27 protein-coding genes and 1 tRNA gene are annotated in these 23,516 nt (G+C 62.1%); 17 read left to right on the top strand and 11 right to left on the bottom strand.

Features of this window, described 5'->3' with window-relative positions:
• Positions 1–2: 2 nt before the first annotated feature.
• The 4 genes from ACYHH6_RS21810 (at position 3) to ACYHH6_RS21825 (ending at position 4,194) form a co-directional block, all read left to right on the top strand.
• Positions 3–284: a DUF2160 domain-containing protein gene (locus ACYHH6_RS21810; protein ID WP_352586894.1), complete on the top strand. Its 282-nt coding sequence runs from the start codon at positions 3–5 to the stop codon at positions 282–284.
• Positions 285–361: 77 nt separating this feature from the next.
• Positions 362–2,086: an ABC transporter substrate-binding protein gene (locus tag ACYHH6_RS21815; protein ID WP_112561565.1), complete on the top strand. Its 1,725-nt coding sequence runs from the start codon at positions 362–364 to the stop codon at positions 2,084–2,086.
• Between the two features lie 90 nt (positions 2,087–2,176).
• Positions 2,177–3,670 (top strand): glycerol kinase GlpK, encoded by a 1,494-nt coding sequence (gene glpK / locus ACYHH6_RS21820; RefSeq protein ID WP_352586895.1) that lies wholly within the window; start codon positions 2,177–2,179, stop codon positions 3,668–3,670.
• A 44-nt stretch (positions 3,671–3,714) separates the two neighbouring features.
• Positions 3,715–4,194 carry a DUF6882 domain-containing protein gene (locus tag ACYHH6_RS21825; RefSeq protein ID WP_352586897.1) on the top strand — a complete coding sequence of 160 codons (480 nt, stop codon included), beginning with the start codon at positions 3,715–3,717 and terminating at the stop codon, positions 4,192–4,194.
• Positions 4,195–4,286: 92 nt separating this feature from the next.
• Here the strand turns inward: ACYHH6_RS21825 and ACYHH6_RS21830 are convergent, their stop codons facing one another.
• On the bottom strand, positions 4,287–4,772 hold the full coding sequence (locus tag ACYHH6_RS21830) for a BA14K family protein (RefSeq protein ID WP_352586898.1): 486 nt from the start codon (positions 4,770–4,772) through the stop codon (positions 4,287–4,289).
• A 324-nt stretch (positions 4,773–5,096) separates the two neighbouring features.
• On the opposite strand from ACYHH6_RS21830, the gene ACYHH6_RS21835 reads away from it, so the two are divergent.
• Positions 5,097–5,172 (top strand) — tRNA-Lys (locus ACYHH6_RS21835).
• Positions 5,173–5,568: 396 nt separating this feature from the next.
• Here ACYHH6_RS21835 and ACYHH6_RS21840 read toward each other — a convergent pair.
• The 3 genes from ACYHH6_RS21840 to ACYHH6_RS21850 form a co-directional block, all read right to left on the bottom strand.
• Complete coding sequence (locus ACYHH6_RS21840) at positions 5,569–5,850, bottom strand: GYD domain-containing protein (protein WP_352586900.1); 282 nt, start codon at positions 5,848–5,850, stop codon at positions 5,569–5,571.
• Between the two features lie 490 nt (positions 5,851–6,340).
• The gene (locus ACYHH6_RS21845) at positions 6,341–6,532 is read right to left on the bottom strand and encodes a hypothetical protein (protein WP_352586902.1); all 192 of its coding nucleotides are present in this window, start codon (positions 6,530–6,532) and stop codon (positions 6,341–6,343) included.
• Between the two features lie 208 nt (positions 6,533–6,740).
• Positions 6,741–6,959, bottom strand: coding sequence for a hypothetical protein (locus ACYHH6_RS21850; protein ID WP_352586904.1), 219 nt, complete (start codon positions 6,957–6,959; stop codon positions 6,741–6,743).
• Positions 6,960–7,568: 609 nt separating this feature from the next.
• Here ACYHH6_RS21850 and ACYHH6_RS21855 point away from each other — a divergent pair.
• Positions 7,569–8,711 carry a hypothetical protein gene (locus ACYHH6_RS21855; RefSeq protein ID WP_352586906.1) on the top strand — a complete coding sequence of 381 codons (1,143 nt, stop codon included), beginning with the start codon at positions 7,569–7,571 and terminating at the stop codon, positions 8,709–8,711.
• Between the two features lie 3 nt (positions 8,712–8,714).
• On the opposite strand, the gene dprA is transcribed toward ACYHH6_RS21855, so the two are convergent.
• From dprA to ACYHH6_RS21875, 4 genes are read right to left on the bottom strand one after another with little or no spacing between them, the layout of a single operon-like run.
• Complete coding sequence (dprA, locus tag ACYHH6_RS21860; protein ID WP_352586909.1) at positions 8,715–9,851, bottom strand: DNA-processing protein DprA; 1,137 nt, start codon at positions 9,849–9,851, stop codon at positions 8,715–8,717.
• Positions 9,848–10,453 carry a glycerol-3-phosphate 1-O-acyltransferase PlsY gene (plsY, locus tag ACYHH6_RS21865; protein WP_352586912.1) on the bottom strand — a complete coding sequence of 202 codons (606 nt, stop codon included), beginning with the start codon at positions 10,451–10,453 and terminating at the stop codon, positions 9,848–9,850. Before plsY ends, dprA begins: the two co-directional genes overlap by 4 nt.
• 55 nt (positions 10,454–10,508) lie before the next feature.
• A complete protein-coding gene (locus ACYHH6_RS21870) occupies positions 10,509–11,795 on the bottom strand; it encodes a dihydroorotase (protein ID WP_352586915.1) in 1,287 nt (428 codons plus the stop codon).
• Entirely contained in the window at positions 11,792–12,757 is a 966-nt protein-coding gene (locus ACYHH6_RS21875; protein ID WP_352586918.1) for an aspartate carbamoyltransferase catalytic subunit, read from the bottom strand. The genes ACYHH6_RS21870 and ACYHH6_RS21875 overlap by 4 nt, the downstream gene beginning before the upstream one ends.
• 158 nt (positions 12,758–12,915) lie before the next feature.
• On the opposite strand from ACYHH6_RS21875, the gene ACYHH6_RS21880 reads away from it, so the two are divergent.
• The 3 genes from ACYHH6_RS21880 (at position 12,916) to ACYHH6_RS21890 (ending at position 15,622) form a co-directional block, all read left to right on the top strand.
• A complete protein-coding gene (locus ACYHH6_RS21880; RefSeq protein ID WP_203278357.1) occupies positions 12,916–14,544 on the top strand; it encodes a DNA alkylation response protein in 1,629 nt (542 codons plus the stop codon).
• Positions 14,545–14,672: 128 nt separating this feature from the next.
• On the top strand, positions 14,673–15,281 hold the full coding sequence (locus tag ACYHH6_RS21885; RefSeq protein WP_352586921.1) for a hypothetical protein: 609 nt from the start codon (positions 14,673–14,675) through the stop codon (positions 15,279–15,281).
• Positions 15,281–15,622, top strand: coding sequence for a DUF6105 family protein (locus ACYHH6_RS21890; RefSeq protein ID WP_112561608.1), 342 nt, complete (start codon positions 15,281–15,283; stop codon positions 15,620–15,622). The genes ACYHH6_RS21885 and ACYHH6_RS21890 overlap by 1 nt, the downstream gene beginning before the upstream one ends.
• Here ACYHH6_RS21890 and ruvX read toward each other — a convergent pair.
• Positions 15,540–16,046, bottom strand: a complete 507-nt coding sequence (gene ruvX, locus ACYHH6_RS21895) for a Holliday junction resolvase RuvX (RefSeq protein WP_112561609.1) — start codon at positions 16,044–16,046, stop codon at positions 15,540–15,542. The genes ACYHH6_RS21890 and ruvX overlap by 83 nt on opposite strands.
• 134 nt (positions 16,047–16,180) lie before the next feature.
• Here ruvX and ACYHH6_RS21900 point away from each other — a divergent pair, with 134 nt between their 5' ends.
• The 8 genes from ACYHH6_RS21900 to ACYHH6_RS21935 all read left to right on the top strand — a co-directional run bounded on the left by ACYHH6_RS21900 (position 16,181) and on the right by ACYHH6_RS21935 (position 22,051).
• Positions 16,181–16,888, top strand: coding sequence for a metal-dependent hydrolase (locus tag ACYHH6_RS21900; protein ID WP_352586924.1), 708 nt, complete (start codon positions 16,181–16,183; stop codon positions 16,886–16,888).
• Between the two features lie 44 nt (positions 16,889–16,932).
• Positions 16,933–17,349 carry a hypothetical protein gene (locus ACYHH6_RS21905; RefSeq protein WP_352586927.1) on the top strand — a complete coding sequence of 139 codons (417 nt, stop codon included), beginning with the start codon at positions 16,933–16,935 and terminating at the stop codon, positions 17,347–17,349.
• Positions 17,350–17,514: 165 nt separating this feature from the next.
• Complete coding sequence (locus ACYHH6_RS21910; RefSeq protein WP_352586929.1) at positions 17,515–18,330, top strand: radical SAM protein; 816 nt, start codon at positions 17,515–17,517, stop codon at positions 18,328–18,330.
• 70 nt (positions 18,331–18,400) lie between these two features.
• Positions 18,401–18,688, top strand: a complete 288-nt coding sequence (gene gatC, locus ACYHH6_RS21915; protein WP_112561613.1) for an Asp-tRNA(Asn)/Glu-tRNA(Gln) amidotransferase subunit GatC — start codon at positions 18,401–18,403, stop codon at positions 18,686–18,688.
• 7 nt (positions 18,689–18,695) lie between these two features.
• Positions 18,696–19,151: a GNAT family N-acetyltransferase gene (locus ACYHH6_RS21920; RefSeq protein ID WP_352586932.1), complete on the top strand. Its 456-nt coding sequence runs from the start codon at positions 18,696–18,698 to the stop codon at positions 19,149–19,151.
• The gene (locus ACYHH6_RS21925; protein WP_352586935.1) at positions 19,151–20,716 is read left to right on the top strand and encodes an amidase; all 1,566 of its coding nucleotides are present in this window, start codon (positions 19,151–19,153) and stop codon (positions 20,714–20,716) included. The genes ACYHH6_RS21920 and ACYHH6_RS21925 overlap by 1 nt, the downstream gene beginning before the upstream one ends.
• Positions 20,717–20,762: 46 nt before the next feature.
• Positions 20,763–21,257: a hypothetical protein gene (locus ACYHH6_RS21930; protein ID WP_352586938.1), complete on the top strand. Its 495-nt coding sequence runs from the start codon at positions 20,763–20,765 to the stop codon at positions 21,255–21,257.
• Complete coding sequence (locus ACYHH6_RS21935) at positions 21,257–22,051, top strand: YdcF family protein (protein WP_352586941.1); 795 nt, start codon at positions 21,257–21,259, stop codon at positions 22,049–22,051. Before ACYHH6_RS21930 ends, ACYHH6_RS21935 begins: the two co-directional genes overlap by 1 nt.
• Here the strand turns inward: ACYHH6_RS21935 and ACYHH6_RS21940 are convergent.
• Positions 22,000–22,743, bottom strand: coding sequence for a DUF599 domain-containing protein (locus ACYHH6_RS21940; RefSeq protein WP_352586944.1), 744 nt, complete (start codon positions 22,741–22,743; stop codon positions 22,000–22,002). The two genes, ACYHH6_RS21935 and ACYHH6_RS21940, sit on opposite strands and share 52 nt — an antisense overlap.
• A gap of 44 nt (positions 22,744–22,787) precedes the next feature.
• Positions 22,788–23,483 carry a cysteine hydrolase family protein gene (locus tag ACYHH6_RS21945; protein ID WP_352586947.1) on the bottom strand — a complete coding sequence of 232 codons (696 nt, stop codon included), beginning with the start codon at positions 23,481–23,483 and terminating at the stop codon, positions 22,788–22,790.
• Between the last annotated feature and the right edge of the window lie 33 nt (positions 23,484–23,516).

The raw sequence follows: 23,516 nt of genomic DNA on the forward strand, positions 1-23,516 counted from the left end.
CCATGAACCTCACCTGGATGGCATGGACGCTGCCGACGGCACTGTTTTTCATCACGATCCTTATTCTGCTGTGCGGCATGGCGTTCTGGGAGTTTGTCTCGCCTGGCGGCAATCCGCGTATCGGCGTGCTGCGCTTCGAGACGACGCGCGGCGACCGCCTCTTTGTTTCGCTGCTCGGCAGCGCCTTTATCCATCTCGCTTGGCTGGGTCTTGTCGGACCCAACCTGTGGTGGGCTCTCGCTCTCTCCGTAGTCTACGCCATTGGCGTGTTCCGCTACGTATAGAGGGGGAAACTGTTGGAGCGGCCGCGTGCCGGCGACCGCTCCAGATCGCACTTGAACCTGAAAGTGGAGGAAACGAAATGCGAAGGCAATTTTTAACATCAACGACTGCGCTTGTCCTGCTCTGGGGAGCAGGCCAGGCCTATGCCGGAATGGACGAAGCCAAAACCTTCCTCGATACCGAAATCAAGGACTTGTCGACGCTGGATCGCGGCGCCCAGGAAGCCGAAATGCAATGGTTCATCGATGCCGCGAAGCCTTTCGCCGGCATGGACATCAAGGTGGTCTCCGAGACCATCGATACGCATAGCTATGAGTCCAAGGTTTTGGCGCCCGCCTTCACCGCGATCACCGGCATCAAGATCACTCATGACCTGATCGGCGAAGGCGACGTCGTCGAAAAGCTGCAGACGCAGATGCAGTCGGGTGAGAATATCTACGACGCCTACGTCAACGACTCCGACCTGATCGGCACCCACTGGCGCTACCAGCAGGCACGCAGCCTGACCAAGTGGATGGCGAATGAGGGCAAGGATGTCACCAATCCGAACCTCGATCTCGCCGACTTCATCGGCACCAAGTTCACGACCGCTCCGGACGGCGACCTCTACCAGCTGCCCGACCAGCAGTTCGCGAACCTATACTGGTTCCGCTACGACTGGTTCAATGACGAGAAGAACAAGGCCGATTTCAAGGCAAAATACGGCTACGACCTCGGCGTTCCCGTCAACTGGTCGGCCTATGAGGACATCGCCGAATTCTTCACCGGCCGCGAGATCGACGGCAAGAAGGTCTATGGCCACATGGACTACGGCAAGAAGGACCCGTCGCTCGGCTGGCGGTTCACCGATGCCTGGCTCTCCATGGCCGGTAATGGCGACAAGGGCCTGCCGAACGGTCTTCCGGTCGACGAATGGGGCATCAAGGTCAACGAGAAGTCGCAGCCCGTCGGTTCGTGCGTCGCGCGCGGCGGCGACACCAACGGCCCGGCTTCCGTGTATTCGATCCAGAAGTACCTGGATTGGCTGAAAGCCTATGCGCCGCCGGAAGCCCAGGGCATGACGTTCGGCGAATCCGGCCCCGTCCCGTCGCAGGGCACGGTCGCGCAGCAGATGTTCACCTACACGGCCTTCACCGCCTCCTTCGTCAAGGAAGGGCTGCCGGTCGTGAACGCGGACGGCACCCCGAAATGGCGCTTTGCTCCGTCGCCGCATGGCGTGTACTGGAAGGATGGCATGAAGCTTGGCTACCAGGACGTCGGTTCCTGGACCCTGCTCAAGTCGACACCTGACGATCGCGCCAAGGCCGCCTGGCTCTACGCGCAGTTCGTCGTGTCGAAGACGGTCGACGTGAAGAAGAGCCATGTCGGCTTGACGCTCATCCGAGAGTCGACGATCCAGGACAAGAGCTTCACGGAACGTGCCCCGAAGCTCGGCGGCCTGATCGAGTTCTACCGCTCGCCGGCCCGCGTCCAGTGGTCGCCGACCGGCACCAACGTGCCTGACTATCCGAAGCTGGCACAGCTTTGGTGGCAGGCGATCGGTGATGCCTCGTCCGGCGCCAAGACGGCGCAGGAAGCCATGGACTCGCTTTGCGCCGAGCAGGAAAAGGTCATGGAACGCCTGGAGAAGGCAGGCATCCAGGGCGATATCGGCCCGAAGATGGCCGAAGAGCATGACCTCGCCTACTGGAACGCCGACGCGGTCAAGAAGGGCAATCTCGCGCCTCAGCTGAAGATCGAGAACGAGAAAGAAAAGCCGATCACCATCAACTACGACGAACTGGTGAAGAGCTGGCAGAAGTAATCTTGGCGTACGCGCCAGGATCATAGTGAACGGGGAGGCGGCATCGTGCCGTCTCCCCTGTTTGTATAAGCGAGCTTACCGGGAGGACTAATGACCGGATACATCCTTGCGATCGACCAGGGCACGACATCGACCAGGGCGATCCTGTTCGACGGTGAGATGAAGGTTGCCGGCAGCAAGCAGCAGGAATTCACCCAGCATTACCCGGCCTCCGGCTGGGTCGAGCACGACCCGGAGGACATCTGGGCAACCGTCGTCGCCACGGTCAAAGGCGCGCTGAAGGCCGCCGCCCGCGAGGCGTCCGATGTGGCGGCGATCGGCATCACCAACCAGCGCGAAACCGTCGTCATCTGGGACAAGGCGACCGGCAAGCCGATCCACAATGCCATCGTCTGGCAGGACAGGCGCACCGCGCCGCTCTGCCAGAAGCTGAAGAAGCAGGGGCTGGAAAAGACTTTCACCAAAAAAACCGGTCTGCTGCTCGATCCCTATTTCTCCGGCACCAAGATCGCCTGGATGCTGGACAAGGTGAAGGGCGCTAGAAAACGCGCCGAAAAGGGCGAATTGCTCGCCGGCACCATCGACAGTTTTTTGATCTGGCGGCTGACCGGCGGCAAGGTTCACGCAACCGACGCCACCAACGCCTCGCGCACGCTGGTCTACAACATCGAGAAAAATGTCTGGGACGACGAGCTGCTCTCCATCCTGCGCATCCCGGTCGCGATGCTGCCGCAGGTCAAGGATTGCGCCGACGACTACGGCGTGACGGAGAAAAGCCTGTTTGGCGCCGGGATAAAGATCCTCGGCGTGGCGGGTGACCAACACGCTGCGACCATCGGCCAGGCCTGTTTCGAGCCGGGCATGATGAAATCGACTTACGGCACCGGCTGTTTCGCTCTGCTCAACACCGGCGCCGATCTGGTGCGCTCGAAGAACCGGCTGTTGACCACCATCGCTTACCGGCTGAACGGCAAGACCACCTATGCGCTGGAAGGCTCGATCTTCATCGCCGGTGCTGCCGTGCAATGGCTGCGCGACGGCATCAAGGTAATCGGCAAGGCCGAGCACAGCGGCGTGCTGGCTGCCGAGGCGGATCCCACGCAGAATGTCTATCTGGTGCCGGCTTTCGTTGGGTTGGGCGCGCCGCATTGGGACGCCGAGGCGCGTGGCGCGATCTTCGGGCTGACCCGCAATTCAGGCCCGGCGGAGTTTGCCCGCGCCGCTCTCGAATCTGTCGCCTACCAGACGCGCGACCTGCTCGATGCGATGCGCAAGGACTGGAAGGGCGCTTCGGCGAAAACCGTGCTTCGCGTCGATGGCGGCATGGTGGCCTCCGACTGGACCATGCAGCGGCTGGCCGACATCCTCGATGCGCCGGTTGATCGCCCGACCATCTTGGAGACGACGGCGCTGGGTGCTGCATGGCTCGCCGGCTCCAAGGCGGGTGTGTGGCCAAAAGCGAAGGACTTTGCCAGGAGCTGGGCGCTCGAGCGTCGGTTCAAGCCGGACATGGATGCCAGTGCGCGTTCGGCAAAACTGGCGGGCTGGCGCGATGCGGTGCGCCGGACGCTAAGCGCGCAATAGATCGGCGAGCCGCGAACTGATTAGGTTTTGCTGAGCGAGGGGGCATGAGAAGTCCAGATTGGTATCCTGCTTGGCGCGAGGAGGCTGTCGACAAGCTGAACGCGAAGAACAAGCGACTCGAGGGCGACTTCAACCTGGGTAACTGGTCTCGCTACGACTACGATCTGACATCCGGAAAGCTTCTCTTTTCAGACCAGAACGTCGTCAGAGTTGTCGCCGAAATCCAGATTGCAGGTAGCACGAGCGCGAGGGCCAGCAACTGGCTTTGGGCCTGGTCGAACTCGAACCTGCCTAGCGAACTGCTTGTCGACGCAAAGCTGGTTCGATCGTTCGGAGAGAAGAACGGCATTGACGAACTGGCGCAGGCCTATGTGACGGATACGCAAGACGATCTGGAAGTGCTCGGTTGGGAATTGTCCGCGACCATGGTTCGAATTTGCGACGCTCTCGGAGTTTATCGGTCTCCACGCGGAGAAGGCGGTGGCCTCTATTTGGTCTTGAAGAGCATTGGTTGGGCGAGTTGAGCTGAACCGCCGGCTTGTGACAAGCCATACAGAAAACCCGCGCCATCTCGGCGCGGGTTTTTACTCATACTCGTCAGCTACTCATTCTTGGATCAGTACAGCGAATTGCACTGCTGTCTGCCGCCATAGTTCGGCTGGAAGGTGTTGTCCGAGGCGCGGTAGCTGCGATAGTGGTCGTAGCACCACTGCACATGGGCATTGCCTTCGTAGACGCGATTGTTCTCGCCGTTGACGATCGCGCCGGTGATCAAGGCGCCAGCGGCGAAGGCAGCCAGCGGAAACCAATAGTCGCCATGACGACGGTAGCCGCGGTGGTAGTCGCGATAGCCGCGATGGCCGTTCCAATAGGCCCCGCTATCATTGTTGCGGGCAAAATTGCGGTTGCCGTTGAAATGGCGCTTGCCAAGACGCCACTGTTCATACCGCTTAGGATGAGACTCGCCGACCTTCACGATATCGGACGACGTCGTCGTTGCCTGCGGGACGAACATCTGCGCGGCGTCAGCCGGCAGGATCGCCGCGGCCGCGAATGAAACTGATAGCGTGGTCGCCAGCAGACCCGTTGCGATCTTGTTCATGATCTTCTCCTGAAAGGGTGGTTGACGTCCCTTGTGGGGAGTGAACGGCTCGACGGTGCGATGGTTCCAGCCAAAACATTAAGTTGCTGATTTGTAATGTTTCTCCAATGAACCGGAGAAGAAAAGACCCATCTCACACGCCTGCAGATTTTGAAGCGGCGACCTCGTTGCGGGAGTGGCTCACCGGGCGTCCTGCCAAGGCAATTTGCAGGGCGTCAGGCGATGGCGGAAACCTCGGTGAAAGGCCATCTTTTTCCGGTTGACCGGTCGCGGCACTCTCCCTATGTTCCGCGCAATTTCGAGGGCGGCCTTTAGAGCCCGCGGGAGCGCGTAGCTCAGCCGGTAGAGCAACTGACTTTTAATCAGTAGGTCATGGGTTCGAATCCCATCGCGCTCACCAACAAAATGTAGATACACGCAAATCTGTGGCCGCACAGTGGCTTTCGCAGAGGAACGGAAGGCCGGAAAACTACGGCGCAAGCTCGCCCTTCACGCGATGAAACTCGGGCAAAACTGAAATCAGATCTGGACAGCAGTGCCTCTGCCGGTGCCCGTGTACATGGATATCAGTCCATCATTGACGAGACGCCACAATGCTCGCGCTGTTGGATATCGCGAGCAAAGCAGGAGCCCATGGCCGATCAAGCGAGCGGTGGCGTTTAAGTGGCCGTCAGTGTGGGTATGAGCTACCCCTTCAAGCCTTAAAAAAGCCCGCCACCGAAGCAGCGGGCCAGATTTAACAGCGTGATAAATTACAGGCCTTGCCGGCCCGTGATGGCGAACCAGTGTGGTCTGCTTATTTTGCCGGGGATTTGTAGGAAGAAGCGATTTTTCCGGCCTTCTCTTGGGCCGCCTTGAACTCTGCGCCCGTGTATGCTCGCACGGTTTTGACATTCGATACTGCTCCCGATGCGCCGACGACGAGAAGTGCGGGGATCAGGTCAGCACCGTCGCCGAATTCCGTGATTGCCATCCAGTCAGTTTCACCCGTCGTGACGTAGAAAGAATGCAGTTTCCCGCCCGCTGCTTCAAAGATGGCACGGGCCGCCTTTTCTCGGTTCGACGGATTGTCAATCATTCCACTCGCTGCCGTGGCTGAATAGGACCCTGTGACTATGAACGTTGGCATATGACATCCTCCCTCGATAATCGGCAGATCTGGCGATCTGCCGAATTTTCAATTTAATACAAGGGTCGGTTCCTTGCGGGAACATAGCCCGTTGCTGAACACTCAGTGCGGGCTTCTGCTGTTGGACTAAGGTCTGACGTTATCCTTTTGGTTCCGGAAGCGTCGATTGGACGTTCCGCATTTTAGCCAATCGACATGTGACGTTAATCTAAATCATTTTCGGCGCTACTCAGCCGCACCTCCTTCCATCGCCTCGATGCGATACCTACTCAGCATAGGTCCCCAGAAAGTAGAAATGGCCGGTGCGGGGGGTTGCTTGGGCAAGCGAGGCGCACCGGCCATTGCGGGCTTGGATTTCGGGGGTCCCCCGCACTGCCTAAGTTATAGGCATATTAGTGATGACTCAATTACGACTGAAGTCCCTGGGACTTGGCCCGCTCTACAAGCGGTTGCGCAACGCGCTTTCCTCGAAAATGACTGAGAGGTCTATCTCATCATGAAACTGGGCATGAGGGTCGAAAGCCAGCCAAGACGCATGAGATCGAAGCTCTCGCAGGCGTGCGTTCTTTGCGAGTCGCGCTTGGTGTTGTTCCTCCTCAAACGGAGAAACAGCGTTGTCACGAAGGTTCATGCGCACTCCCGATTGGCGCCATACCCTAGTTCAACGATTGAGTTCTGAATTGGTTTCCTGTGGCCCGCCAGAGCGCGCTGCCGTTGGCCGTTGCCTGGCACCCGTACGCCGCCCGTGCGTCGCCAGCCTTTCGTATCGTGGTCACCCGGACCTTGTCCAACCCTTGCCAGGGCGTTCAATAGGTTCGTTGTCACGCATTGGGGCGCGGCTAGTGCGGCAAGACGCTGAAGACGATGGCCGCCAGCGCCGCGGCGATCACTGCGACCACGATCGCCGCAATCCGAAGACGCTTCGCCCACACTTTGCGCCCAGGGCGCGCCACTGTCGCGGCATCGTAAGCGCTGTAAATGCGCCGACCATCCTCCTCGAAACGGTCGCTGTTGGGGTATGCCTTTTTGGGCTTTGGCCTAGGACGAAGAAAGCTCACTGATCCCTCCCAAGAAACCGCTTCCAGCCCGTGTCTATTAGCACATGCTTGTATTCCCCTTGAAGCGGGAGCATGCTTACAGACGCGCGGAGGAGGCCATCAGGTTAAGGGTGGAAAGGGGTAGTTCATGGAAACAGTTTGCTCCGTCCCCGGCGGGATTTGTCTCTTGTCGGTTTTCGTCGGTGTCACGATGGCGTTTATCGCCATGGCGCCATTCGCAGCCACGCGCCTGCTGGTGTTGAGGATGCGCGAGCGTTCGGTCGGACACCTTCAACCCGCCTGAATGTGTCGGCAGCGTCCCTCTCGTCTGCCGCGAGCCGCTTGAACCTTGCGTTTGCTCCCGGATTTCGTCATCGGCATCGGCCCCGTGGCTGGCGAGGGATAGCCTTGCCGCTCGCCGCGTCGAAGTCGTAGTGCTTGCATTCGTTTGGCGTTGAGGTGCTGACTTTCAACAGTAGGTCATGGGTTCGAATCCCATCGCGCTAACAGATGCCACTCGCAAAATGACAAGACGAACCTCGCGCCTGCATCGGCCCAGGGCGCAGCTTCCAATCTTGTCGCCACACTCGCCGCTGGCTAAACTCGACCTTCCCAGGGGAGGGTTCTCACATGACACTTCAGCTTTCGGCGGATGCCGTAGCTCCTAAGGCGGCGACACCTCAGAAGTATCTCTTCGGCCCGGTCGCCGATTTCCTCATGCTGGGCGGCAGCGCTTTTCTCATCCTGCCGGTGCTGTTTCTCGTTCCGCTCGAGTATGAGGGTCCGGTAGCCGCAACGATGGTCTTCGTGGCCTATCTCGTGAACTATCCCCACTTCGCCCACTCCTACCAGCTTTTCTATCGTAATTTCACGCGCAAGGTGTCCGGCGACGGCTACGACCGGAGCCTGCAACTCCGCTACATCTTTGCAGGCATTGTCGTGCCTCTGGTCATGGCCGGGTTCTTTGCCTATGGCGCTGCGGCGGCGAACACGCGGCTGCTCGGCTATGCAACCAACGCCATGTTCTTTTTTGTCGGCTGGCACTACGTCAAGCAGGGCTACGGAATGCTGATGGTGGATGCGGTGCTCAAGCGCAAATTCTTCGACGACCGCGACAAGAAGGTGCTGCTGGTCAACTCCTATGCCGTATGGATCCTGGCGTGGCTGCAGACCAACGCCGCGGTCACCCAGGGCAAATATTACGGGCTGGACTATTACACATTCGCCGCCCCTTCCTGGATTACCGACATTGCCCTGCTGGCGGCCGTAGCGTCGACGGCGGCCACGCTTTTGATGTTGGTCAATCGCTGGCGAAAGAACGGCGGCGGTCTGCCCTATAACGGCCTGGTGGCCTATGTCGCGTCGCTCTATCTCTGGATCCTGATTGCCAGAATAAACCCGCTCTGGCTGCTGATCGTGCCTGCGCTTCACTCGCTGCAGTATCTCGCCGTGGTCTGGCGCTACCAGACGAACGTCGAGCGTGACAGCTCCGATGCCGAAAGCGATCCGCAGCCGAAGGTCCTGTCCTTTCTCGGCCCTCTCTACAGGTTTCGGCTCCTCGGCTTTATCGTCGGCGGCACCGCCCTTGGCTATCTCGGTTTCTGGCTGATCCCGTCCGCGCTGACGGCTTTGATCCCCTATGACAGGCAAGTCCTGGGATCATCGCTGTTCTTCTTCATCGTGCTGATCTTCATCAACGTGCATCATTATTTTCTGGACAATGTGATGTGGCGCCGTGGCAATCCGGAGGTGTCGCGGTATCTGTTCCGGTAGCCGTCAGGAGCCGCCGAACACCAGCGAGACATTGCCGCCGACGTGGCGCTCGATGCGGCCGGCAAGGTCGAGTTCAAGCAGCACCATCGACACCTGGGCGGCGTTGAGGCCGGTGTGGCGGATGATTTCATCCACCGCCACCGGAGTCGGCCCCAACACTTCGAGCACGCCGCTGCGCTCGTCCTCGCCGGGCGGCGGCGTTGCCGAAAAGTCGGGCGCCTTTTCCGAGGACGCCGCCATGGGCGGCCGCGTGCCGGCCAAGGGCGCGATCGCGCCGGAAACATCGGATGCCTCGGTGACCAGGGTGGCGCCGTCCTTGAGCAGCCCGTTCGAGCCAGCGCAGCGTGGATCGAGCGGTGAACCCGGCACGGCAAAGACCAGCCGGCCCATTTCGCCGGCCAGGCGCGCGCTGATCAGCGAGCCGGAGCGTTGCGCCGCCTCAATCACCACCAGTCCGAGGGCCGCACCCGCGACAAGCCGGTTGCGGCGCGGAAAATCCTGCGCCCGCGGCTGCCAGCCGAACGGCATCTCCGAAATAACGGCACCGCCACGTTCGGCAATATCGTCGCACAAGCCGGCATTTTCGGGCGGGTAGGGGACGTCGAGCCCGCCGGCCAGCACCCCAATCGTGCCTGTTGAGAGACTGCCCTGATGTGCCGCCGTGTCGATGCCGCGCGCCAGGCCCGAGGCAATGGCATAGCCGTCGCGGCCAAGATCCGCCGCCAGCATGCGCGCCATCTTGATCCCGGCCAGCGAAGCGTTGCGGGCGCCGACAATGGCAACGGCCGGTAGGCGAAACACCGCGGCTTCGCCCTTCATGGCGATCAGCGGCGGCGGATTGTCCATGTTTTTCAGCATCGGCGGGTAGTCGGCCTCGCCGATGCCGACGAAGCGGGCGCCGTTCTCGCCGGCCGCCTCCAGTTCCGCTTCGGCCTCGGCGATGGAGGGAATGCGGACGATTTTTCTGGCGCCGCCCGAAATCATCAGCTCGGGCAGCATCTCAAGCGCTGTCTCGGCCGAGCCGAAGCGGTTGATCAATTCGCGAAACGAGGCCGGGCCGACATTTTGCGTGCGAATCAGCCGCAGCCAGCTCAGCCGCTGCCGGTCGCTGAGGCGCGGCCCGGCGGCAGGCTTGCTCATCCCTTGGCTCCAATCTTACCCTCGGTGCCGGCAAGCAGGCGCGAAATGTTGGCGCGGTGTTTTACAATGACGATCAGGCTCATGACCACGAACAGCCCAGCGACCTCAGGCGTGCTCCAGAAATAAAGCGCGATCGGCACGACGACCGCTGCCGTCAGCGCCGCCAGCGAGGAGTAGCGAAACAGGAAAGCCATCGCCAACCAGACGACGATGAAGATCAGTGCCACATGCCAGCCGAGCGCGATCAGCACGCCGAGATAGGTCGCCACGCCCTTGCCGCCCTTGAAACCAAGCCAGACGGGAAACAGATGGCCAAGGAAGGCACCAAGGCCTGCCCAGAGTCCAAGGCCGGCCCACGGTCCGAAGTCGTGCCCATAATGGCGCGCGATCATCACCGCCGCCGTGCCCTTCAGCGCGTCGAGCACCAGCGTCGCGGCGGCCAGGCCCTTATTGCCGGTGCGCAGCACATTGGTGGCGCCGATATTGCCGGAGCCGATCTTGCGCACGTCGCCGAGACCGGCGGCGCGGGTGATCAGCAGGCCAAAGGGAATCGAACCCAGGAGATAGCCGAACAGCAATGCCAGGATGACGTTGTAACTCATTGTTTCCCCCCGCATTTCCTGGCAGCAAATCGACGTGCAATGGGCCGCGATCGCCCTAGGCTGAAAACACTGTGCGGCCCGCCACCAGCGTTTGCAAGACCATGCCCTGCAGCCGCGCACCTTCGAAACAGGTGTTTTTCGAGCGCGAACGGATACCGCTTTCGCTGACGATCCAGGGTTCTTCCAGATCGACGACTGCAAGATCAGCCGGAGCGCCCGGCTTCAGCGTGCCGCCCGGCAGGCCAAACAGTTTGGCCGGTGCCGTGGACAGCGTCTCGATCAACCTGAGCAGCGGCACATCGCCATTGTGGTAGAGCCGCAGTGCTGCGCCTAGCAACGTCTCCAGCCCGATGGCGCCGGCAGCGGCATCGGCGAAGGGCAGGCGCTTGGTGTCGACATCCTGCGGGTCGTGCGAGGAGACGATGATGTCGATCGTGCCGTCCTTGACCGCTTCGATCATCGCCAGCCGGTCCTCCTCGGCGCGCAGCGGCGGCGTCAGCCGGAAGAAGGTGCGGTATTCCCCGACATCGTTCTCGTTGAGTGACAGGTTGTGGATTGCCACACCCGCCGTGACATTGGCTTGGTCGGCCTTCGCCCGCGTCACCGCTTGCGCTGATATCGCCGTCGAGATCTTTGCCGCGTGGTAGGCGCCGCGTGTCAACCGCGCCAACGCCAGGTCGCGCTCCAGCGGGATGGACTCGGCCTCGCGTGGAATGCCGGCTAGGCCAAGCCAGCTGGCATAGAGGCCTTCATTCATCACGCCTGCCGAGGCGAGATCGCCATCCTGCGTCTCATGAGCGATGACGCCGCCGAAGTCGCGGGCGTAGGTCAGTGCCCGGCGCATCACCAACGCGCTGGGTATGGTGTGGCGGCCGTCGGTGAAGGCGACCGCGCCGGCCTCGCGCAGCAGGCCGAACTCGGTCATTTCGCGACCGGCAAGGCCCTTGGTGATCGCCGCCGCCGGGAAGATATTGACGATTGCGGTGTCCCTGGCGGTGCGCAGCACGAATTCGACCAGCGCGACATTGTCGATCACCGGGTCGGTGTCGGGCATCATGATGACGGAGGTGACGCCGCCGGCCGCCGCCGCAACGCTTGCCGATGCGATCGTCTCGCGGTGTTCGCCACCGGGCTCGCCGATGAAGACGCGCGCATCGATCAGGCCGGGGATAATCGTCTTCCCGGCGCAGTCGACGACTGTGGCTCCCGCCGGCACCCCCTGGTTCAGGGCAGCCTTGCCGGCAGCAACGATCTTGCGGCCCTCGACGATGACGGTGCCGACTTCATCGATGCCCCGCGACGGGTCGACGATACGGGCGCGCTCAAAGACTGTCGTGCTCATGCGCCACGGGCCTCTGCGTTGCGGCGGGGATCAAGCAGCGCTTCCATCACCGCCATGCGTACGGCGACACCCATTTCGACCTGTTCCTGGATGACGCTTTGCGGGCCGTCAGCGATTTCGGACGCGATCTCGACGCCGCGGTTCATCGGGCCGGGATGCATGACCAGCGCGCCGTCCTTGGCTGCCTTCAGCTTCTCGGCGTCGAGGCCGAAATAGCGGAAATATTCGCGCACTGAAGGCACGAAGGCGCCTTCCATGCGTTCGCGCTGCAGGCGCAGCATCATCACCACGTCGGCCCCTTTCAGGCCTTCGGCCATGGACCGCGTCACGATCACGCCCATCCTCTCGATGCCCGACGGCAGCAGCGTCGAGGGCGCGACGACGCGCACCTGCGCGCCGAGCGCGTTCAAGAGCATGATGTTGGAGCGGGCGACGCGCGAATGCAGGATGTCGCCGCAGATCGCCACGATCAGCTTCGACAGCGGCCCCTTGGCGCGGCGGATGGTCAGCGCGTCGAGCAGCGCCTGCGTCGGATGCTCATGTGCGCCGTCGCCCGCATTGACCACCGAGCAGCCGACTTTCTGTGCCAGAAGCGCGGCGGCGCCCGCCGACTGGTGGCGGATGATGAGGATGTCGGGGCGCATGGCGTTCAGCGTCATCGCCGTGTCGATCAGCGTTTCGCCCTTCTTCACCGAAGAACTCGCCACCGACATGTTCATGACGTCGGCGCCAAGCCGCTTTCCGGCCAGCTCGAACGACGATTGCGTGCGCGTCGAGGCTTCGTAGAAGAGGTTGATCTGGGTGCGGCCGCGCAACGTCGAGGTCTTTTTCTCGGATTGCCGGGAAATGGCGACGGCGCGATCGGCCCGGTCGAGCAAAAGCGCGATATCGGCGGGGGAAAGATCGCGGATGCCCAGAAGATGGCGATGAGGATAAAGCGGCAGGGACGAAGCGTCGGTCATCTCAAGGCGCTGCTATAGGGGGGAGAATTCCTTGCCGCAAGCGCCAGCTTGGGATTGCGGCCTTTCTCCCCGGTATTTTCGTCGCGCGCTCCGGCAAGCTTGGGCTATATCTAGCCGATGGCTTCGGATTCGAAGCCTTCGTAACGTAAGGACTGTCCGTGACCGACGACGTGACCAACCAGCCGCCGCCGCTGACGGGCGGCAACGCCTGGCGGGGCGATCCGTTGCTGATCCAGCTTGCCGAACGCTTTTCCGATCCGGTGCGCAAGGATCTCGACGGGCTTGGCCGCTTCGTCCTGACGCAGGAAGCGCAGGAGCTGGCGCGTCTTGCCAATGTCGAGACGCCCAAGCTCCGCACGCATGACCGCCAGGGCCGGCGCATCGACCAGGTCGAGTTTCACCCGGCATATCATGCGCTGATGCGCCGCTCGGTCGCCGGCGGGCTGCATTCCTCGATCTGGGAAAACGGCGACAGCGAGATCGGCCGCCGCCATCAGGTCCGCGCCGCGCGTTTCTACCTGACAGCCGAGCTCGAAACCGGGCACCTGTGCCCCATCACCATGACCAGCGCTTCGCTGGCCGCGTTGATGGCCAGCCCAAAGCTGTTTCGCGAATGGGCGCCGCGCGTGACGACGCGCAAATACGACCAGAGCCAGAAGCCGCCGGTCGAAAAGACCGGGCTGACACTCGGCATGGGCATGACCGAAAAGCAGGGTGGCACCGACGTGCGCGCCAACACCACAAGGGCGGAGCGCGCCGGCAGTGGTTTTTATCGCCTCACCGGCCACAAATGGTTCATGTCGGCGCCGATGTCGGACGCTTTTCTCGTGCTTGGACAGGCGCCGGAAGGGCTTTCCTGCTTTCTCGTCCCGCGCATCCTCGGCGACGGCTCCGGCAACGGCTTCCGTTTCCAGCGGCTGAAGGACAAGCTCGGCAACCGCTCCAACGCCTCCTCGGAAGTGGAGTTCGTCAATGCCATCGGCGAGATGGTCGGCGAGCCCGGCGCCGGCGTGAAGACGATCATGGACATGGTCACCTTGACCCGGCTCGACTGTGCCGTCGCCTCGTCGGCGATCATGCGCGCCGGGCTGGCCGAGGCCGTCCATCATACCCGCCACCGCCAGGTGTTCGGTTCGACGCTGATCGAACAGCCGCTGATGCAGCGTGTGCTGGCCGACATGGCGCTCGATGTCGCCGCCGCCACAGCGCTCTCGTTCCGGCTAGCGCGTTCTTTCGACGAGGCGGCCAGCGACCGCGGCGAGGCGGCTTTTGCCCGCGCCATGACGCCGGTGGTCAAATACTGGGTCTGCAAGATCGCGCCGCCGCTGCTCTACGAGGCGATGGAATGCCTCGGCGGCAATGGCTATGTCGAGGAAGCGCCGCTCGCCCGCTACTATCGTGAAGCCCCGGTCAACGCGATCTGGGAGGGCTCCGGCAATGTCATGGCACTCGACGTACTGCGCGTGCTTGGCCGCGCGCCCGGCCTGTTCGAGGAGGTGCTGGCCGGCATCGATCGCGATCTCGGCGCCGGCGGACGCGGCACCATCGGCGTGCTCAAGGCCGCCATGCAGGTCGCAGGCACCGATGAGGGGTCGGCCCGCCTGCTCACCGAGCAGCTGGCGCTGTCGGCGGCAGCGGCGGAATTGCGCCGGCTGGGGGCAGGGCGGATTGCCGATGCCTTTGTCGAGACGCGGCTCGCCGGTCAATGGCGCAACACCTATGGCATGCTCGATTCACGCCATGACGCGCGCATGATCATCGACACGCTCTATCCGCCGGTCAATTGAGGCCGGCTGCACAGCCTGTCACCGCGAAATTACCGCGGCCTGTGGATGGACGTTAACCTTAACAAATGGTTTCCATTGCAGCGGCGGGCCGCAAAGCCCACTGTCTTTGTCACCAAAGCAGGAATGCCATGCGTGCCATTTTGACCTCTTTTCTGGCCTTGCACTGGGCAGTGGTTTTCGCCCTGCTGGCGTTCATCTGTATGGATGGAAACCGCGGCGTTGCGGGCGCTCTGGCGGTGCTCGGCGTCGTCGTGGAAAACACCCGTCTGGTCGATCTCGACAACGCTGCCGTCGTGGCGCCGCTGGCCATTGCACTGCTGGTCGTCGCGGTGTTGTTTTGCTGGGTCTTCGTCGAGAGTTTGGTTAACGCCTCAGCGAGCCCCGACGGAGCCGATAGCGTGGCGCGGACCGCCTTTATTTCCGCATCCGCCGTCCTGTCGCTGATCCTGATCGGAGGCGCCGCGCAAGGCATCAACGGCCTGTTCATGGTTGTGGCCGTGCAACTGGCGGCACTTCTGGCCTCTTACGTCGCCATGCATGCCGAGCGGAGGTCGGTTTTGGTCGTCGCAGTTTCGCGCGAGGCCGAGAGCCGCGCCACTGCGCACGCTATGGCACAAGGCGCCGCGCACGGCTCCTTGCTGTCGCGCATTTCCGGCCGGCCGGACATTGGTCTCAGGGATGGCGGTCACAGGGATGGCGGCCATAGAGGCGGCTCCAGCCGCAGGGACGGTCACTGATGCGCACGCTGTTCGCATTGTGGGCCGCCCCACTTGCTCTATTCTGGGGCTGGTTCTTCCTATCGCTCAACGACATCAATTTCGGCTACGTCATGCTCAGCCGGCAGCTGCACGACGTCGTGTTTCAGCTCTACGGCCAGATGCTGGGCATCGACCCGGCAATCATTCCGGGCATGGTGGCAAGAGCCTGCGTCTTTGACGGATTCCTGTTGATGGCATTGTGGGCGTTCCGGCGCCGCCGCAACATCGCCGCCTGGATCAGGCGCCAGACGGGAAGTCCGGTTCCGTCCGATCGGATGAGCCAAGCGACTGGAGTCGATCTAAAGCTCCCTGCAGAATAAAGGCGGCGGCCGCCGAATCGATCTTGCCGGCGCGCTTGGCGCGCGAGAAATCCATTTCGATCAACGTCCGCTCGGCGGCGACCGTCGACAGCCGCTCGTCCCACAGCACGAAGGGCAGGTCGGTCACGCCTGCCATGTTGCGCACGAAGGCGCGCGATTTCTGGGCGCGGGGACCTTCCGACCCGTCCATGTTGATGGGAAGGCCAAGCACGAACGCGCCGATATTGTCCTTCTGCAGTTGGGCAAGCAGCGCCGCCGCATCCAGCGAAAACTTCTTGCGCAGGATCACCGGGCGCGGATGGGCGAAGGACAGGCCCCGGTCGGAAACGGCGACGCCGATCGTCTTGTCGCCTAGATCCAGCCCGGCCAGAGTCCTGCCGCCTTCCAGGCGTGCCGGCAGATCCTCGATCGCTATGATGCCCAACGGCTTTCCCCAAACCAGTTTTACCGTGACAAAGCGCCTGACACGTTCTTTTGAACCAGGAGCACACTATGTCACTTTAATTTCGGAGCCGGCGTTCTATCTTCCGGCGCAACCAAAATCGAGGAAAACGATTGATGAAATTGACCTGGTACGGACATTCTGCCTTTCGCATCGAGACATCAGGTGCGACCATCCTGATCGACCCCTATCTCATCGGCAATCCGTCATGGACGGGCGGCTGGGAGGGGCCCGCGGAGGGTGTCACCCATGTGCTTTTGACCCACGGCCACAATGACCATGTCAACGGCGCGGTGGAGGTGCTGAAGAAGAGCGGCGCCCAGTTGGTCGCCAATTACGAGATCTGCATGTACCTGGTCGGCAAGGGCGTCGACGGCAACAAGATCAATCCCGGCAATCTCGGCGGCACCGTCGATTGTGGCGCGTTCACCACCACCTTCGTGCAGGCGCTGCATTCCTCGTCGTTTGGCCTCGATGGTGGCCAGAACGTCTATCTCGGCAATCCGGGCGGGCTGGTCCTGCATTTTCCGGAAGACAAGACGCTCTACCACATGGGCGACACCGACATCTTCTCCGACATGGCGCTGATCAACGAATTGCACGAGCCGAAGATCGGCATCGTGCCGGTCGGCGACCGCTTCACCATGGGCGGTGCGGTGGCGGCCCTTGCCTGCCGGCGCTTCTTCCACTTCGGCACGGTCGTGCCCTGTCACTTCGGCACGTTCCCGATCATCGACCCAACGGCGGAAAAGTTCGTTGCGGGCCTCGAAGGATCGGGTGTTGACGTGGCCTTGCCAGCAATCGGCCAAACGATCACACTGTAGAGCGATCGCTTGGACGATCCCTTGTCGCAAAAGGGAATGAAACCATGGGTTTGAGAAGGACTCTTTGCGTGTCGATGCTGGTTGCGGCGTCACCCGCATCGGCCGCCGAGGACTTCATCAAGGGCGTCTATCTCCAAACCCAGGAGCTTTGTACGCAAGCAAAAAAGGATACGCTGCAGACGCTGATCGACGCCGGCAATGTCATCCTGTCGGCGGACGGACTGCAAAGCGTCGAGTACAATTGCGAGTTCGTCCAGGTCACCAAGGCGACGCGCTCGCCGAGCTGGGCGGTCACCGCCATCTGCCAGGAGCCGGGCTTTCTTTTTCCCGACGTGCTTTCGATCACGCAGATGAACGCGACGCAAATCGACATCGTCTCGGTGCGCCCGACCGCCGACGAAGGCGAGCAGGCCGGCAATGGCGGCAGCTATTACCTGTGCGATGGCGTGTCCCTGCCTTAGAGCAATTCCAGGAAAAGTGTGGAGCGGTTCTCCATCGGAATTGCGTAAAACAAAAAGGCTGAAATTTGCTTCCGGCGAAATGATGCACCGCACACATCCGCATGCTAGCGTGACCCTATGGGGATGCTGAAACGGATGGGATTGCTTTTGCGGGGAGAGCAGCCGGTGTTCCGGAAGCTCGAACTGCATGTCGCACATGGCTGCAATCTGGCCTGCGAAAGCTGCTCGCACTATTCCAACCATGCCCATTCCGGCACGGTGTCGCTCAAGGATGCCGACCGCTGGATGGGGCTGTGGAGCCAGCGCGTGTCGGTGACGCGCTTTTCCCTGCTTGGTGGCGAACCCACCATCCATCCGCACTTGCCGCAATTTGTCGGTCTGGTGCGGCGGCATTGGCCGCACACCCAGATCGAGATCGTCTCGAACGGCTTCTTCCTGCATCGCCATCCGTCCTTGCCCACCGTCCTTGCGGCGGACCCGGACGCCCGCCTTGTCATATCCGTGCATCATGATTCCGAAGAGTACCGCGACCGGTTGAAACCGGTCTTCGCCTTGCTGGAGCAATGGCGGCAGGAACATGGATTCGTCGCCAGAGTGCGTCCAGCGCACAAGAACTGGACCCGGCGCTACGAAGGTTTTGGCGACACGATGCTGCCGTTCGAGGATGGCGACCCGCGCGCCAGCTGGGAGGCCTGTCCGGCTCGTCACTGCAAGCAGCTTCTCGATGGGCGCATCTGGAAATGTGCTCCCTTGGCCTATCTGCCGATGCAGAAGGCAAAATACCGGCTTTCCGACAAATGGGATGGCTATCTCGCCTATCGCCCGCTCGAACCGGATTGCTCCAACGCCGAGCTGAAAGACTTTGCCGCGCTCGAAGATGAGGCCGCCTGCGGTATGTGTCCGGCGAAGGAGCGGCTGTTCGAATTGCCGCTTCCGCTGCGTCAGAGGAAGGCCCGGGCCGGCACTGCAGCGCAGCCCTGAGCACGATCGATGTTGCGCGGCACGCGCCGCGCCGCTATAGCGCCATCTGGTTTTCCCAAAGGCTAAAGACATGTCCGTTGATCTGCAGACAGTGAAGCGCGTCGCGCGTCTCGCCCGCATTGCGGTGAGCGAGGAGGATGCCGAGCGCATGACCGGCGAGTTGAACGCCATTCTGGGCTTCGTCGAGCAGCTGAACGAGGTCGATGTCTCCGGCGTCGAGCCAATGACCTCGGTGACGCCGATGGAGATGAAGAAGCGCGAAGACATCGTCACCGACGGCAACAAAGCCGCCGACATCGTCGCCAACGCGCCGGCCACCGAAGAGAATTTCTTCCTCGTGCCGAAGGTCGTGGAGTAGGCGGCCGATGGCAATCGAGATCGCCATCGAAACGCCGTTGCAGGACGATGTCCGCGCTTTGGTCGAGGAGCTCAACGCGACGCTGCTCGAACTGACGCCGCCGGAACATTGCTATCATTTGACGGTCGAGCAGATGGCGGGTGACGACACCACGGTCTTCATCGCCCGCGACGACGGGCAGGCCATCGGCTGCGGCGCGCTGAAGCGTCATGATGCCAGCGTCGGCGAGGTCAAGCGCATGTACACGCGGCCTTCGCATCGCGGGAAGAAGATCGGCGCCAAAATCGTCGAGCGGGTCGAGACGCTGGCGCGTCAAGAAGGATTGAAGCGCCTGGTGCTGGAAACCGGCGACCGCCATCCCGCGGCCTGGACCGTCTATGAACGCGCCGGTTTCTCGCGCTGCGGGCCGGTGCTGGATTATCCCGATTCCGAGTGGTCGGTGTTTTACGAAAAGAGCCTTTGATGAGCGAACTGACCCATCTGACGATTTCGCAGGCCCGCGCTAAGCTGCGCGGCAAGGAGATCACCGCCGCCGAGATCACCGAGGCATATCTCTCGGCCATCGAGCGCGCCAATCCGGTGCTCAACGCCTACATCGTCGTCACCGGCGACAAGGCGCGCGATATGGCCAAGGCTTCCGACGCGAAGCTCGCCAAAGGCGAGAGCGGTGCGCTGGAAGGCATCCCCCTCGGCATCAAGGATCTGTTCGGCACCGAAGGTGTGCACACTCAGGCCTGCAGCCATGTGCTCGACGGTTTCAAGCCGCGCTATGAATCAACCGTCACCGCCAATCTGTGGGCCGACGGCGCCGTCATGCTGGGCAAGCTCAACATGGACGAGTTCGCGATGGGCTCGTCCAACGAGACCTCCTACTACGGCCCGGTTGTCAATCCGTGGCGGCGTTCGCGCCTCGACACGGTGGTGATGCCGACCACGCATCAGGGCGATGGCGGTTTTGTCTCGGCCGGCGGCACCAAGACTGCTCGCACGCTGGACAATGCACAGCTCGTTCCGGGCGGCTCGTCAGGCGGCTCAGCCTCCGCCGTCTCGGCCTTCCTGTGCGCCGGCGCCACCGCCACCGACACCGGCGGCTCGATCCGCCAGCCCGCCGCCTTCACCGGTACGGTCGGCATCAAGCCGACCTATGGCCGCTGCTCGCGCTGGGGCATCGTCGCTTTCGCCTCGTCGCTCGACCAGGCCGGCCCGATCGCTCGCGACGTGCGCGACGCCGCGATCCTGTTGAAGTCGATGGCCTCGGTCGATGCCAAGGATACCACTTCGGTCGACCGTCCGGTGCCGGATTACGAGGCGGCGATCGGCAAGCCGATCAAGGGCATGAAGGTCGGCATTCCCAGGGAATACCGCGTCGACGGCATGCCGGAAGAGATCGAGGCGCTGTGGCAGAAGGGCATTGCCTGGCTGAAGGATGCCGGCGCCGAGATCGTCGACATTTCACTGCCGCACACCAAATATGCTTTGCCGGCTTATTATATCGTCGCGCCGGCCGAAGCGTCGTCCAACCTCGCCCGCTATGACGGTGTCCGCTACGGCCTGCGCGTGCCGGGCAAGGACATCGTCGACATGTATGAAAAGACCCGCGCCGCCGGTTTCGGCCGCGAGGTCAAGCGCCGCATCATGATCGGCACCTATGTGCTGTCGGCCGGCTATTACGACGCATACTATTTGCAGGCGCAGAAGGTGCGCAATCTGATCAAGCGCGACTTCGAGACCGTCTTTGCCGCCGGCGTCGACGTTATCCTGACGCCAGCAACGCCGTCCGCCGCCTTTGGCATCGCCGACGAGGACATGGCCGCCGATCCGGTGAAGATGTATCTCAACGACATTTTCACGGTGACCGTGAACATGGCCGGCCTGCCGGGCATCGCGGTACCAGCCGGCCTCGACGCCAAGGGCCTGCCGCTCGGCTTGCAGCTGATCGGCCGTCCCTTCGATGAGGAAACCCTGTTCCAGACGGCTGCCGTCATCGAGCAGGCGGCGGGAACCTTCCAGCCGGAGAAGTGGTGGTAGCATGCCGCCCCCGTCTCGCATTTCCATCGTCGAGACGGGAGACGAATTGCTGATCACAAACCCACCACGCACCTCGGATTTCAGGACAGGCTTTGTCCTGATCGGGGCCGCGATCGTAGCCTACACCGGCTATATGGGATTGAGAGACACGTCGCCCGCAACGCTCACCAGCGGCACTCTCGGCCTGCTGTCGTTCGTGGCGATCATTGCCCTGTTCACCTATTTCCTCGGCAAGGATTTCATCTGGCTGGTCTTCGGCAAGGAAACGCTGCGGCTGACCGCCGCCGCCGCTGTACGCGACATCAGGGGGTCTCTAGGAAATCGTTCTTCATTGCCTTTGAAAGGGCACCTTAACGTCGAAATCCTCGATCATACCTATCCGACGGACGAAGTCGGGCTGTTGGAAGTCATCCGTTTGACCACCGCGAACGGCCCCCTTGTTTTCGGCAGGGAATTGAGCCGTGAGGAGGCGGAGGCTGTGGCGAATGCGATCCAGGACTTCATAAGCCGTCAAAAATTCAAGCTGGCGATAGGCAGGTAATGTTCTTCTATCTTTCCAAGATCTTCTGGTTCTTCGTCCAGCCGCTCAATCTGGCGATCTTCCTGCTGCTGGCTGGTTTGCTCGCGGCGGTGGTCGGCCGTCGGCGGTTGGCGGCGACAGGCAGTGTGTTCGCCTTCCTCATTCTCGCGCTTTCGACTTGGACCCCGCTCGGCGCCATGATGCTCAATCCGCTGGAGGAGCGTTTCCCAAGACCGCCGCTGCCGCAAAAGCTTGACGGTATCGTCGTGCTCGGCGGCAGTCTGGAGGGCGCCATAAATTTCGTGCGCGGTGGCTACGAGCTGAACGCCAGCGGCGACCGCATGGTCGAGGCGGCCGTGCTGGCGCGGCGTTTTCCGACAGCGAAAGTCGTCATTTCCGGCGGTCCCGTTGATTTGATGCGCGCAGGCGAGGGCGATGCAGAGACAGCGCCGCGCCTTCTCACGGCCCTTGGCGTGACAGCCGATCGGCTGATCCTCGAGAAAAAATCTCGCAACACCTACGAGAATGCCGTCTTCACCAGGGAGTTGGTGACGCCGAAGCCCGGTGAAACCTGGTTGCTGGTGACCTCGGCCTTCCACATGCCGCGCGCCAAGGCGCTGTTCGACAAGGCCGGCTTTGCGACGGTTCCCTGGCCGGTCGACTATCGCACCTCGGGCAAAGAAGGCATCGGGCCGTTCCGCAATCCCGGCGATGGGCTGGACGTGACCACCACGGCGATCCGCGAATGGATCGGGCTTGCCGCCTATTGGCTGTCGGGCCGGATCGACCAGCTTTTCCCTGGCCCGGGCGGCTGACCGATGACTGCTTGTCTGGCGGCCGAGAAGAACTGGCGCCGCACCAGAACCGCCAGAAGCAGCAGCGTTGACAAAACGAACACGACCGGGTCGACGAACCAGCCGAGATAGCCGATCGAGAAGAACACGGCGCGCAGGCCTGAGTTGAAATGCTTGCCGGCCAACATGTTCATGCGCGCCGCGCGCCACACCGCCGTTTCGCTGATCGGGTTGCGCGAGGCCTCGCCATGCGCGATCGGCACCGCGCCGATCAGGATCGTGCAGTAATTGAAGAGCCGGTAGGCCCAGCCGAACTTGAAGAAGGCGAAGGCCAGGATCAGCACCAGGCCGAAGACCTTGATCTGAAAGGCCGAGCGCGATGAGGTCGCGTTCAGCGGCAGGTCGTTCAGCACGGCAAGCACCTGGTCCGAGGCGCCGAGCAGCGCAAAGCAGCCGCCAAGCGCAATCAGCGAGCTCGAGGCGAAAAAGGCCGTGCCTTGCTGCAGGCCGCTCATGATGGCGGTGTCGACGATGCGGATCTCGCGCTCGGCCATGGTACGCATCCAGGCCTCGCGCTGCACATTCATCGCCATCGTCAGCGACACCCGGCTGACAAGCTTCCCGTCGGACGCCAGCGTATGCAGCACCCATGCAAGGAGGAAGAAGGCCAGCGCCGCGAGATCGGCCGTCGAAAGATGGAAGGAATCGCCCATGCAGTCCTTTTACCACAGGCTAGGCGTCCGTTTCGACGGTTGGCTCAGGCCGGCAAAGGCGCGGCGGCTTCCATGTACAACGCTTCGACGACGCTGTCAGTCCGGGTGATCCATCCGAAAGCGTGTTCGAAATTCCACAGCGTCGACTGGCGATTGAAATCGGGGCCCGAATGGTTCATCGCGTCCTCGACCAGAATCGGCCAGAATTCCAGCATGTAGGCGTCGCGCGCGGTGGCATCGACGCAGATGTTGGTGGCGACGCCGGTGAACAGCAGATTTCGGATCTTGCGGGCGCGCAGATAGGATTCCAGGCCGGTGTTGCCAAAACCGCTGTAGCGCGATTTGCGGATGATTTGGTCGCCCGGCTCGGGCTTCAACGCGTCGACGATCTGCCAATCCCAGCTGTTGTCGATCAACAGTCTGCCGGCAAGCTCGGGACGCTCGCGCATCATGACCATCCCCAGCTCCTTGTGATGGTTCGGGGACGATGGGTCTCCCGCATCGCTGAGATCGGGCTTGTACGACATCTGCAGGTAAATGACGCTGACGCCGGCCTCGCGTGCCGCCTTGAGCAGGCGCCTGTTGGCGTCGATTGCCGGTGCGGCGCCGGATATGTCGAAGCCGGCGAGGTCGAACATGCCCCCTTTCGAGACAAAGGCGTTCTGCATGTCCACCACGACGACGGCAGTCTCGGCAGGCGCGATGCGCACCGGCTGCGGCCTGGCATTCAACGTAAGCACGGTTCTCTCCCTCGGCAGACGAGAAACAAACGC

The organism is Mesorhizobium sp. P171375, from assembly GCF_057786075.1.